Origin of the sequence: Algorimicrobium algoritergicola (assembly GCF_008086165.1) — a bacterium.
GTDB lineage: Bacteria > Bacteroidota > Bacteroidia > Flavobacteriales > Flavobacteriaceae > Algorimicrobium > Algorimicrobium algoritergicola.
Genome location: NZ_VSKL01000002.1, coordinates 132,715 through 144,958 on the forward strand (window position 1 = coordinate 132,715; position 12,244 = coordinate 144,958).

General features: G+C 32.8%; 14 protein-coding genes. 7 read left to right on the forward strand and 7 right to left on the reverse strand.

Annotated features, from left to right (window positions below):
- Nucleotides 1–110 precede the first annotated feature (110 nt).
- Nucleotides 111–305, reverse strand: a complete 195-nt coding sequence (locus ES675_RS06550) for a hypothetical protein (protein ID WP_066249704.1) — start codon at nt 303–305, stop codon at nt 111–113.
- 150 nt (nt 306–455) lie between these two features.
- On the opposite strand from ES675_RS06550, the gene ES675_RS06555 reads away from it, so the two are divergent.
- The 3 genes from ES675_RS06555 to ES675_RS06565 are packed head-to-tail and all read left to right on the forward strand — an operon-like array spanning nt 456 to nt 1,892.
- Nucleotides 456–1,211 carry a hypothetical protein gene (locus ES675_RS06555; protein WP_066249708.1) on the forward strand — a complete coding sequence of 252 codons (756 nt, stop codon included), beginning with the start codon at nt 456–458 and terminating at the stop codon, nt 1,209–1,211.
- 1 nt (nt 1,212) lies between these two features.
- Nucleotides 1,213–1,608: a DUF5675 family protein gene (locus ES675_RS06560; RefSeq protein WP_066249712.1), complete on the forward strand. Its 396-nt coding sequence runs from the start codon at nt 1,213–1,215 to the stop codon at nt 1,606–1,608.
- A 59-nt stretch (nt 1,609–1,667) separates the two neighbouring features.
- On the forward strand, nt 1,668–1,892 hold the full coding sequence (locus tag ES675_RS06565) for a hypothetical protein (protein ID WP_066249715.1): 225 nt from the start codon (nt 1,668–1,670) through the stop codon (nt 1,890–1,892).
- Nucleotides 1,893–2,418: 526 nt separating this feature from the next.
- Here ES675_RS06565 and ES675_RS06570 read toward each other — a convergent pair.
- The 3 genes from ES675_RS06570 to ES675_RS06580 form a co-directional block, all read right to left on the reverse strand.
- Nucleotides 2,419–2,712 carry a helix-turn-helix domain-containing protein gene (locus ES675_RS06570; RefSeq protein ID WP_066249720.1) on the reverse strand — a complete coding sequence of 98 codons (294 nt, stop codon included), beginning with the start codon at nt 2,710–2,712 and terminating at the stop codon, nt 2,419–2,421.
- A gap of 1,002 nt (nt 2,713–3,714) precedes the next feature.
- Nucleotides 3,715–5,253, reverse strand: coding sequence for a Fic family protein (locus ES675_RS06575; RefSeq protein WP_066249727.1), 1,539 nt, complete (start codon nt 5,251–5,253; stop codon nt 3,715–3,717).
- A gap of 383 nt (nt 5,254–5,636) precedes the next feature.
- On the reverse strand, nt 5,637–6,518 hold the full coding sequence (locus ES675_RS06580) for a DUF4238 domain-containing protein (RefSeq protein ID WP_066249730.1): 882 nt from the start codon (nt 6,516–6,518) through the stop codon (nt 5,637–5,639).
- 270 nt (nt 6,519–6,788) lie between these two features.
- Here ES675_RS06580 and ES675_RS06585 point away from each other — a divergent pair, with 270 nt between their 5' ends.
- The 3 genes from ES675_RS06585 (at nt 6,789) to ES675_RS06595 (ending at nt 9,740) form a co-directional block, all read left to right on the forward strand.
- Nucleotides 6,789–7,769: an IS110 family RNA-guided transposase gene (locus ES675_RS06585; protein WP_066249733.1), complete on the forward strand. Its 981-nt coding sequence runs from the start codon at nt 6,789–6,791 to the stop codon at nt 7,767–7,769.
- Between the two features lie 221 nt (nt 7,770–7,990).
- A complete protein-coding gene (locus tag ES675_RS06590) occupies nt 7,991–9,184 on the forward strand; it encodes an ImmA/IrrE family metallo-endopeptidase (protein WP_066249735.1) in 1,194 nt (397 codons plus the stop codon).
- A 10-nt stretch (nt 9,185–9,194) separates the two neighbouring features.
- Nucleotides 9,195–9,740 (forward strand): hypothetical protein, encoded by a 546-nt coding sequence (locus ES675_RS06595; protein ID WP_066249737.1) that lies wholly within the window; start codon nt 9,195–9,197, stop codon nt 9,738–9,740.
- Nucleotides 9,741–9,964: 224 nt separating this feature from the next.
- Here ES675_RS06595 and ES675_RS16720 read toward each other — a convergent pair whose 3' ends face one another.
- Complete coding sequence (locus ES675_RS16720) at nt 9,965–10,096, reverse strand: T9SS type A sorting domain-containing protein (RefSeq protein ID WP_082985879.1); 132 nt, start codon at nt 10,094–10,096, stop codon at nt 9,965–9,967.
- Nucleotides 10,081–10,545 (reverse strand): endonuclease, encoded by a 465-nt coding sequence (locus ES675_RS06605; RefSeq protein ID WP_066249742.1) that lies wholly within the window; start codon nt 10,543–10,545, stop codon nt 10,081–10,083. The genes ES675_RS16720 and ES675_RS06605 overlap by 16 nt, the downstream gene beginning before the upstream one ends.
- A gap of 221 nt (nt 10,546–10,766) precedes the next feature.
- On the opposite strand from ES675_RS06605, the gene ES675_RS06610 reads away from it, so the two are divergent.
- Nucleotides 10,767–11,846 (forward strand): AbiH family protein, encoded by a 1,080-nt coding sequence (locus tag ES675_RS06610; RefSeq protein WP_082985880.1) that lies wholly within the window; start codon nt 10,767–10,769, stop codon nt 11,844–11,846.
- Between the two features lie 154 nt (nt 11,847–12,000).
- Here ES675_RS06610 and ES675_RS16680 read toward each other — a convergent pair whose 3' ends face one another.
- The gene (locus tag ES675_RS16680; protein ID WP_255365490.1) at nt 12,001–12,132 is read right to left on the reverse strand and encodes a hypothetical protein; all 132 of its coding nucleotides are present in this window, start codon (nt 12,130–12,132) and stop codon (nt 12,001–12,003) included.
- Between the last annotated feature and the right edge of the window lie 112 nt (nt 12,133–12,244).

The following is a 12,244-nucleotide window of genomic DNA, read 5'->3' on the forward strand; positions in this document are numbered from 1 at the left end:
TGTTGCGTAGAAAGAGGAACTATCCAGTTCCTCTTTCTACGCTGTGTATCAACTAATTAAACATCTAAAAAATATGGAGTGAACCGAATAGTGAACCGAACCGTTTGATTCTAAATGAATCTATTTACCATATCTTCTTCAATACCAGCATATTCTGAAAACTCCTTGATTGTTAGGACCTGATGATCCTTTTTGTCTAAATGCTCTTTTATTTTTTTAAACAGCTGGCGACTATAGCGTTCACTTCGGCCAGTGATACGCATAATATCTTTTGGGTAAATACATAGTCTTTTGATGTTGCTCATACTTTATCTATGCTTTATCTATACATGATCCTACCATCATCTATAGGTTTAAATTGGCAAAAAAGGCACTTTTCGGCATGGGCCGGAAGTGCTTTTGGGATTGCTTATTAAAGATACGGAGTTTTGATAAAACTAAAAAACTTTGAAACCATGGCAAGACAAACTGGTATTATAAAATTAAAGGGAACTCTGGATGATATTTCCTTTTACAAGACAAGCGACGGGCATTTGGCGCGTACTAAAGGCGGTATTGATGGTAATCGTATTGCGAATGATCCTGCGTTTCAACGAACGCGTGAAAACGGTTCTGAATTTGGGCGTGCAGGTAAAGCCGGTAAGCTGATTAGGAATTCGATTCGGGTGTTGCTGCAGAATGCCAAAGACAAACGAGTTGTTAGTAGATTGACTAAAGATTTGGTGGCTATTATTAAAACGGACCTTGTGAATACAAGAGGTGAGCGAACCGTTCAAGGTGGAGATTTAAATAGGCTTTTAGGTTTTGAGTTTAACCTCAACGGTAAATTAGCTTCTACTTTATTCGCTCCATATAATGTGGTTTTAGATCGCGTTTCTGGAAGTGGGGATGTAACATTAGCGCCTTTTAGTCCTACTGTGCGTATTGCGTCTCCAATCGGAACTACGCATTTCAGCATTGTAATGGGTGCTGCCGAAGTCGATTTTGTGAATGAAACCTTTGTTTTTGAAACAGATGCGACTGGTATTTTACCGTATACGGCTCCAGATACGGCTGCTATTGCTTTGAATGCCACGCTTACTGCTAACTCGGTGTTACCGATTTTAGAGGTTGTTGGTATTGCCTTTTATCAAGAAGTGAATGGCGAGATGTATCCGCTTAAAAATGGTGCTTTTAATGCACTTTCTGTAGCATTAGTAGACACCTTGTAAGATGGATTTGCTGCTCCAAAGACAGTATTTTAAAGAGGGTACCAATGGTGCCCTCTTTATTAATGGTCGGTTTCTCTGTTTTATGATTGAATTGCCTTGGCTGGAAAATAAGCGCTTGGTGTCTTGTATTCCCGAAGGGGTTTATGAATTAGAACACCGAAATTCAAGTCGGTTGGGGAATCATTTACATGTGAAGTCGGTTGCGGGTAGGCAATTGATTTTGATTCACCAGGCTAATGACGCTGCAACTGAATTAGAAGGGTGTTTGGCACCGGTAAGTCAGCTTTCTGGCATTGGCACTGGATGGTCCTCTAAATTGGCGATGCAAAAGTTGCTTTCGCTTTGTCATCAAGCTTTTGAACGCAAAGAACTTATTTTTTTAACCATTAACCATTAACCACTAAAAGCCCTCCCTAAAAGGAGGGAATGACGAGCGGTTAAAAAAAACATAATATTATGAATTTAGTAGAACGTTATAAAAAACCGACCCCGAAGTTTTTCAAGATATTGAGAAATATCGGTATTGCTCTTGCCACTGCTGGCGGTGCTATTATTACAGCTCCCATTAGTTTGCCCGCCATTGTTATTACCATTGCCACTTATATGGCCGTTGCCGGAACAGTGGCTACAGCTGTGAGTCAGGCGGCTGTTATTGATAAGCCTTCAGATAAAAAAGAATAGGATGGATTTTGGTAATGTCCATACTAAAATCGGATTTTTGGGCGGCACGCTTTTTTCTATCGCCTTAAATATTAGTTTGGATGCTATTCTGTTCACGGTTGTTATGGCTAGTATAGGGGCTTCTGTCAGTTATTTAGTGGCCAAACTTTTAAATTATATTTTCAGTTTCTTCAAAAAATAGGCAAAGGCTCTTTCTTAAAGGGCCTTTTTTTATGTTCTTTATCTAAAAAATATATAGGCGTATTCTGCTAATAGGTCGTCAGTGTTCTTTCGTTATACATGTTGTTTTAAAAACTATCTATTCCCTTTCATATTTTTTTCGGAAGAAAAGAAAAAGAAAAAAGAAAGCAAAAAACCTGTAGCCGAGGAAATACTGTCAAGTTTTTTGGATGAAAGTTTTTTAGCGAACTTAAGCCTATAAAGGCCCCTTTGTTTATTTAAAAAAGTTTTGTTCAAAACCCGTAGGGCTTGAACTTTATAGTATTATAGTGGGGCTGGAGGGAGGCTACTATCTTTGTTGTTTTTTTTATTTTAATCTTCTAGTTTGCTTTTCTACAATTTCTAAAACTGTTTGTTTTTTATAATAAACGCGATTTCCAATATACGTAGCGTTTAAAATTCCATTTTTAGTCCAATGATGTATTGTGACTAAACTTACTTTAAAATATTCGGCTGTTTCTTTTCTGGTTAATAATACTTCATTTTTTGTAGCGGCAATTTTATTTAAATAAGCTTCAATTTTTAGTACTAGTTTATCTGCTACTAGGTTTGCTAATTCATCGACTGATACTTCTGTAATTTGAATTGTTTTTGTTATCATGTTTGTTTTTTTTTGAAGACTAAAGATATGATTTCAGCAGGTAATCCTTAAGGCGCGAGCCGACTGCGAGTTTAGCAAGGGTGGTGTGGTAATAGCACGTTGCCTTTTCGGCAAAAGTGCGTACCACAGCAACGGTTTACCGCAAGGGTGGCGGATTTTTTGATTTTATAGTGTAGTCGGATGTAGTTTTGTGGACGGTAGGAGGATAGTCAAATTTTGCAAGTGCAAGGCTTGGGATTATGGGGTGTTTTCTACTTTGAGATTTAGTTTTGATTTTGATGAGATTCCTGCTTTCGCAGGAATTTGGGCCTTGCTCTTGTGATTTTTGCGAAATGGGATAACCCTTGGAACTGCTGGTATGTTCTTTTAATGAAGGATTTGACTGTACAAGAATGAGATCCCCGCTTTCGCGAGGACAAGGTTATCTTATTTGCAAACTGGATAGGTCAAAAAATATGCCACCCGCAGCCCCACATATTTGAATCGGCAGTCGTAATCAAATTTTGAATGATTTGAATTTAAAAGACACTATTGATTTATCTGGCTATTATATATGTGGGGTTTGGCCGCAGCGACCCGCAGGCTCGCATCATATGAAGTAGCGGTTTTACCCCAAATACATTCCATGCGCTTGCGCGCATACCTAAATGGGGTTTGGGGTAAAAGAGTAGCTACGGGTGAGGAGGGAGTGAATGTGTGAAATAAAACAAATAAATAGTGCGAACGAGGACGTCTCGCCGCAGTGGTACTATTTATGGTATATGCAAGCCTTGTAAATGCTAGGTTTTATAAGTGTTGCAGGTTTATTTTAAAAAACGGTATACCGAACGCATACCGAATTGGCTTGCAGATATGTTTTATGGAACAAAATGGAGCGACTGACGAACACCTTATTACCTGCCTTCCGAATTTTTAAGTTGACCAAGGTGTTAAACCGAAGTTGGGTTTGTGTCTGATTTATGGGTTTTTAACAGACATCCTCAATAAACTTAAAAAATTGAATTAAAACACTTGAGCAAACTTCTTTTCAATATTATTTAGTATCTCATCTGATAACTCTTCAAAGAATTTGTCTTTTTTTGCTTGAGATAATTTACCGTTATTTTGGATTAAAAACTTAATTAATAAGTCGGTATCTGTATTTGGAAGTGTTGCCATGGCATTGATGTATTCTGCCATTTCATCATGTTGTTCCAAAAATTTAATTTCGTTTGGAATTATTTCCTCAATAGTTTCTTCAACACATGCATATAAAAATTCTGCTTGAAGCGTTAGGTCTGCATAACGATATAAATCTATTGTTTCGTTTAAAATTTTAACATTATGGTCTTCTGTTGGAGTCCAATCAATTAATTCTAGCCTAGGCTCTGAAAACGCCTCTAGCACTTCCTGATACTTGCTTATATTATTTAATATTGCAGCAGATATTGGAAAAATCATATCTCTAGTTGTATAATTCTTTCTTATTAGAATATGGTGCATCAAATATCTGTGTAAACGGCCATTTCCATCAGAAAAAGGATGAATAAACACAAACCCAAAAGCCATAACCGTGGCCATTAAAACAGGGTCGTATTGACTCTGGTTTAGTATTTTATTGGTTTCAATAAGTCCATTCATAAGTACCGGCAAGTCCTGTACTTTTGCGGAAATGTGATCTGGAATAGGTGCAAAGGTTTCTCGGTCATGTTCCCCAATAAATCCTTCTTGAGTTCTCAATCCCATTTGCTTGAGTTTGTTTTTACCAATTACTATGTTTTGTAACCGTTCTAACTCTTGAAGTGATACTTCTTTTTTACCTGCTTGGCCAATGGCTTTCCCCCAATTTCTTGCTCTTTGGTTTTCGGGTTTTTCTCCTTCAATAGCAAAAGATGCTTTGGAATCTTTTAGTAATAAAAACGCGGCTGTTCTTCTAATTAAATCTTTGTCTTTCCCTTTTAGATCGAATGCCATTCTATTAGAAAAATCTTTTTCTTGAAAGGTCTCTATTTTATCTGTTCTATGGATCATCGGGCAAAAGTCTCTGGTGCCAGGTAAGTTGTTTTTTACACGATGCCTTGTTGAATTTATTGTTGGTCCCGGATATTGTAGTTTCTCATTTACTACTTCCACATAAGTTCCTGTTTTTAGGTCTAGGATATCTAGTTCTTTTCCTAGCAGCCATTCATATAAAAACCATATTCGTCTTGCATATTGTCCTGTAGGTTCTGATAGGATGTATTCTTTTATAGTTCCTTCACCTAAATTAAGGAAGAGTTGTTTTAAAATATATAGATCGATTCCTTCATACTTTATGGCAAATACGATATGACTTATTATATCCTTATTTGGTTTGTGGCGCTTGGTGAAAACTTGCCATCTATCTGTATTATATCTTTGATGTTTATCTGTTACTATGGCCAATTTACTAGGCATGGGAACAGCTATGTTTTTTTCTTGTATAAGAAATTCCAACAAGAGGGCATATCCTGCCAAAGTTCCAGGTTCTGGTGTGTCTATGTTGTGAAAAACAGTTATTTGTTGTGAAAAATAGTTATTCATGTTGCTTTAGTATGAATTATGTTTACAAATATAACATGAAAAAGTGTTTAGTTTGCATGAAAAATGCTTATAATGTTGTCTTAAGCATGAAAAAAAGTAATAATTCATCGTGTGATTGTTTGTAGATAAAAATATTCGTTGCATGATTATTTTATTTTGTTTCCCACGCGATGCAATCGCGCGGGAGCGGGGCAAAATCACTTGGTCTTATATTTTCTAAAATAAATGGACTCCAAAACCTAATAATCTTCAATTTCCACCAAACAAAATTTAATTAAATAGCAGTTGCAGAATATTAAAAAAGCCCTAAAAAGGGCTTAATTGTGTTTTGGTCATAAATTTTTAAAGCTTTGTGCAACGGTTACCGGTGTTGTGTAACGTTTTTATTTCAGTCTATTAAATATATCAATTTTTAATTCTTCAACAGAAATATTATAGTTTAAAAAATTATTTTCTAAAATATCAATATATCTTTCATCTGTACAACTTACATATTTTATTGCTTGTTTATAAACTAAAGTATCTACCATAAGCCTTAAGTAAGCTGGGAAATTTTCTCTTCTATTCGTCTTTATAAACAATCTATTTCCAGATAAAGGGAATAGATAATCGTCTTCATAAACTTTCGGCATATCGGTTTTTTCGAAAATCACTGGATTGTCAGAACACAAGTATGGAAATTTATTGGTACTTTCTATTATTGTGTAAGGTGTTCTACAATTAACTCCTCTCATAGAATCCATTAATGAATTGAAATATTTATAGCTTTTTAGAAAAGGTTCACTATTTTTAAATTTGTCCTCAATTTGTTTATTATTATTATTATTATTATTTCCGCAATTGTCTTTTATGGCTAATCCCAAAGTATTTAAATCGTTGTTGTTTATGAAATTTTTTAATTCTTTCGTTCTGTGAGGCAAACGCCAATACATTAAGCTGACAAAATGATTTATTGCTGGCATATCATCTTCATCAACATTGAAACGATTGTCATTGCTTGAAGAATTTATCTTTTCGAATAGTTTTGAAGCATTATTGTCAAAATGGCTATAATGTTCAGTTTCTAAAAAATCCGTTTCAGATTTATTGAATTTTATTGTGTTGCCATCTTTTTCAAAAAAGTAAGATTCAGGTGAAAAGTCCTTTCCGTTTTTAATGAATCTTTTTTCCCGAACATTATATATTTTAAATTTGTTTGATTCTTTTGTAAAACCTTTTAAATAAAAAACAGGTAAGTAATGATGTCTCCAGGATTGATGTTTCATTCAGATTACGAGGTTTAAGTCAAATGTTACACAACGATTATGTGTATCTTAAGTTAGCTTTATTAAATATTAGTTATAAATTAAGAATCAAATCAGAAAGAACAAAAAGAGAGGATTAAGGTTATTTTGTGTATTGAGACTACGATCTCGTTTTTCATGACAATCCCCTCTCTTTCCTACTATTATTTCGAACAGTTCTGTGAGACTTTAGATCTCGTTTTTAAGATGCAGAAAAGCTAGTAGATCACTTCTTTCGTTAAATTAATATATATGAGTGAAAATACAAATTATTTTGGAATAGACATAAGTAAAGATGTCTTTGATGTGAGTGGAGCAGATGGCAAGCATTATCAGTTTAAAAATGATCTTTCTGGCTTTAAAAAATTATTGAATTTAACCAATGAGTTTTCTCATTGTGTTATGGAATCTACGGGTGTCTATCACTTGCGCTTATCCTATTATTTAGAAGAAAAAGGAGTTGCTGTAAGTGTTGAAAATCCTTTGTCTATTAAACGCTTTATTCAAATGCGATTAACAAAAATAAAAACAGACAAAAAAGATTCGCAAATGATTTATGAGTATGCTGTAAACTCTGGGGTTGAACTTCGTTTATGGAAAGGCCAGAGTAAAACACAAATAGCTTGTTCTCAAATAATAAGCCTAACCAACTTGTATACTAAACAAACGACAGCACTTAAAAATAAGTTGCAAACAGAGGAGGCTATGGGATCTCCTTGTACTTTAGTGATACAATCCTTAAAAAGAAGTTTAAAACACTTGAAAAAAGAAATAGATAAGCTAGAAGATACATTGCTAGAGTTGGTAAAATTGGATAATCAAGATTTGCTTACTAGGGTAGAGAGTATTCCTGGTATAGGACGCAAGTCAAGTATGTTATTGATCGTCTTAACGGGGGGATTTGAGCGTTTTAATAATGCATCAGAGCTTTGCTCTTTTGCTGGTTTAACCCCTATGATAAGACAGTCTGGAAGCAGCATAAGATCCAGATCAAGAATAAGTAAAATGGGGAATAGACGATTAAGGAAAACGTTGTTTATGTGCAGTCTCTCAGCTAAGAAACATAATAAAGCGTGTAGAGAAATCTTCGATAGAATTGTAGCAAAAGGAAAGAGCAAAAAATTAGCATTAATAGCTGTCTGTAATAAGCTGTTAAAACAGGCTTTTGCCTTGGCAAAATCAGGGTTGATATATGATGAGAACTATAAAAGTGTTTTAATGAATTTAAATTAATAATTACTTGTTTTTTAACACAGTTCTTGATTAGTGGCGTCGATAAGCACGTAATTTAGCAAATAAAAACCGAATAGAAAATCAGCGAGGATTTTCGTAAGTATGAGATAACCAAGCAATTAATTATAAACGGTGTTGGGTGTGGTTTTTAAGGGTAAATTCCCTCGATTTTGTAAATATGTCGATAAATTGTTTATATTTGCAGGGTAAATACTCTTTTTATGAAAGAATCTAATATAGATGATTTATTGAAATCAATCTTTTCTAATGATGAAAGTTTTGATATTAGTAATGAATTTGAACAAAAATTATCTGATTACAATGTCAGTAAAACAAAGGCTTTAAAGCTTTTAAATATTGATAAAGATGTTTTTGAACAAATCATTAGTGGTACTGCAAAGCAACCAAATTTAATTCATGTTGTTAAAATTGCGGAATTTTTAGATATAAATATTGATAAATTCATTCAGATAGTTTTAAATAATCAAAGTAAGGTAAACATTGGATCAATTGATAATGCAAGAAAAGCGACCTTTTTACTAAAGAATTTTGATGTAAAAACTTTAACAAAGCTTGGTTTTTTTGATAAAGATTATGATACTGATGAATTAGTTGAAAAGGTTCTTACGTTTTTTGGTTATTCATCTATTCAGGAGTATGAAGATGAACTTGTCGAGCCATTATATAGTAGAACGAGAAGGAATTTTTCTGATAAAATGAAAGATTTTTGGATAAAGTCAGCTTATCAAACTTTTAGGGTTATTGACAATCCAAATGAATACGATAGAGGAAGATTAAAGGATTTAATAGTTAAAGTTAAACCTTATTCACAAGATGTTAAGGATGGTCTTTTTACTGTTTGTAAAGCACTTTATAATATTGGTGTTACAGTAATATTTCAAGACTATTTATCAACAACTCAAGTAAGGGGAGGCACTTTTATAGTAAATGGTAAACCTTGTATTGTACTAACTGACTTTAATAAAAAATATCCTACTATTTGGTTCACGCTTTTACATGAATTACATCATGTGTTATTTGATTTTGATTTGATAGAGACTAATAGCTTTCATTTAACGGGAGACGATGATTTATTTTTAATAGAAGATAAAGCTGATTCGTTCGCAAGAGACTTTTTTATGGCAGAAGATAAATTTCATTATATAAAAAAGTACATTAATAATCCTTTTTTAGTTTCAAAATTTGCTGAACAAAATGAAATTCATATTTCAATTGTTTATTCATTTTATACTTGGTATCAAGATAAACTATATGAAAAAAATTATCATGCAGCATTCAAGGATTATTATCCAAATTATAAGGAAGCAATAGGTAAGTTAAGTCCTATTTCATGGGATGATTTGAGTATTAAAGAAACAAGTGAGCGAATTAAATCGATTTTAGAAATTAACTAATATAATTATAATGGCAAAAGATAAAGACTTAAGCAGAAAAGTAGAGCTAACAGAGGCTGATTTGGAAAGAATGGAACTTTTGCAGCAGGCAAACGAAAAGGTTGGTAGACAATTAACTATTAATTCTGAACAAGGCAATATTGAGGAAATTGATGAATTAAGAGAACTGATAGGAAAAGAGTTTGAAAATCCAGAAGAAAAGTACAATATTTATTATAAAGGTATTCGTAAATTATTGATGGATTATTTGCCAAAAGGAAAAGAGTTTAAAGAAGTTCGAAATATAATTTATGACGAAAAAAACATCTTCCTTAATTCGGGTAAACGTAAGTCAGATAATAATGGGATTAGAAAGTCTGATGGAAGAATGACTTTTCAGCCAGTAATGAATGAGATTTTAGATATTATTGTGAAGTGGGTGGGAGATTCGCAAAATCCATTTGTCATTTATAGAGAATTTTATGAATTGAATGAAAAGCATGGTTATGGTCATGAAGAATATGATAAAAGCGCTTTAAGTGTTTCAAAAGCGATGTTAAAATTGAGCAAAAATTAACTTTATACGATTCGGTTTTCAAATTACACCCAACTCATTATATAATTACTTTTATCCCGTATTACTCTTATCCCTTAAATAAATCAGGTTATGGTATCTTTTAAAAGTGCCTGTTATATGGTTTATTTTACTGTTGATAAAATAGAATATATGTATTAATAAACATTGTGGTTATCCGTAATGTGCTAATAAATTGTGTCTTTTTATGGCCTCGTCATTCCATTTTAGGTTGTTTTGATCATTTTATTTATTTGGGTTGTGTTATTGAACATTATGTTAAGGAAGTATAAACCGTTTTCTAGAGTGGAGATATCTATTAATTCTGTGGTGGTTGCTGTTTTTACTTGTTGGCCCATTGTGTTGTGAATGTGTAATGATAACTCTTGGTTTTTGTATTTCCTTTTATGTAAATATAGTTTGATGTATAGGTTGGGTATATGGTTAATTGTTCGAATTTTTTTTCTGGAATTGATAAGGTTCCCCAGGTGTCTTCTGCTTCTTGTCCGTTCCAAATTAGGGTTGCTAGGTATGGGTTATCAATGTAGGGGTTTCTGTTGCCTTGATTTTGATAAATGATTTCGTTTCTATCTCTTTCAAATTGTGATACTGGGTCTTCGGCATTACATTTTAAAAACACATCTGGCATATCTTGGAAAGGGGCGTGGTCGGTTGTTCCGAAGCCTATGTTTAAGGCTTCGCATTGATTTGGGTATCTTGTATACATATACATGATAATGCGCGCTACATCGCCTTTATGCTCGTCGCCGGGATAGAAGTTTCCTAATTGGGTTATGTGGAATACCATTTTTTGCTATTTGTATTTTATAACAGCCTAAAAATAGGAATTTATATGGATTTGGTATTGAGGTTTCCCGTAATGCATAGATATTTTTGGTTTTTGTTTAATAATGTTGACTTCCATGTTGAAAACTATAAGGGAGGTTTTTGTAGGAGTTAACTTTAATGGGGTAATTTTGAATAGGTGTAGATGTCTTGGGTTAAAAGATTATTTTGAATTAGAAATTTATGGTAAAAGCAGTGAATAGAATTGTATTGATTGGAAATGGATTTGATAAAGCACATGGACTTCCAACCGGGTATTGTGATTTTATGAATTATTTAGTTAATCGTGTTGCTCGTTATGAGAAGATTGATAATTCCAGATTAAAAAAAGTCATTAAAGGCCGAGAATACAGGGATTCTGGAGGTTTTATTGGTATGATACACAAGAATGGAAATGATGATGAATGGCTTGGCGTTAAACCTATTAAAGATACTAATAAATTTAAATTGGCAGTAAACCCTAATAAAAATTCTATCTTTTTTGGTTCTTTAATTCGAGATAATGACCGTTTGGGATATTGGTCTGATTTGGAGGCGCATTATTTTAAGTTGCTTTATGAGTATAAAAATTCTCCAAAAGATATAACCTTAATAAATTCAGAATTTGACCACCTTAAAGAACTTATTGGTGAATATTTAAAAACAGAAGTTGAAGATAAAACTGGTATTGTAGATGGTTATGACATTCCTAATTCCCATTCAGTGTATGATTTGCTTAAACATGAAACTAAAGGTTTCCATTTTGAGAAAACGTATTTTGTTACTTTTAATTATACTTCAAAAATTTTAATTGCCTATTTAAAGCGTTTAAAAGAGGAGACAATGGATGAGAACCTTTCTATATTGCCTATTCATATTCATGGCGATTTAAATGATTTTGAAAACCCGATTATCTTTGGTTATGGTGATGAAAATTCTAAAGGTTATCACGAGTTAGAATTACTTTTGGAAAATAACTTATTAAAGAATTTTAAAACCTTCCAGTATCTTCGGACTAATAAATATAAAGAGGTTCTAGGACTTCTAGAAGAATCAGATAACATATACGTCCAATTAATTGGACACTCTAGCGGATTATGTGATAAGGCCTTGTTAAGAACCATATTTCAACATGATAATGTGAAGCATATTGAAGCCACCTATTACAAAAATGAATCGAAATATTTTGAGAATCTATATAATATCTCTCGGGTATTTGATGATAATACGCTTATGCGGGAAAAGTTAATTTCTTTGGATGATACATTTAAAGTTGAAGGATAATTTTTTTGTCGTTTAAATTGGGAAATTGAATAAGTTGAAGTTTGGTGTATTTATGAAATCAAACAAAAAAAATTCATCACATTTCTTTAATTCAGCTTTACTTTTAAGTCCGTCGTTAATAAAAAGATTCCTAGGTATTTTGAATATATTTTAATTAGTCGCCTTTCTTATGTTTATGAGGTTTTAAGGATGGTGTATTTTTAGGAGTTTGCTTATTATCTCGTTGACGTCTGTCTGGTTTTCCCGTAGAATCTGCAATTCTTTTTGGTCCTGGTTTAATTCCCATAGTTTTTAATTTTTGTAGATATTAATTTATAAACTACAAGTTCGTTAATTTTTGTGATATTTATATTTAAACTTTTTAACATATTAATTGATAGATGTTAATAAATTAATAT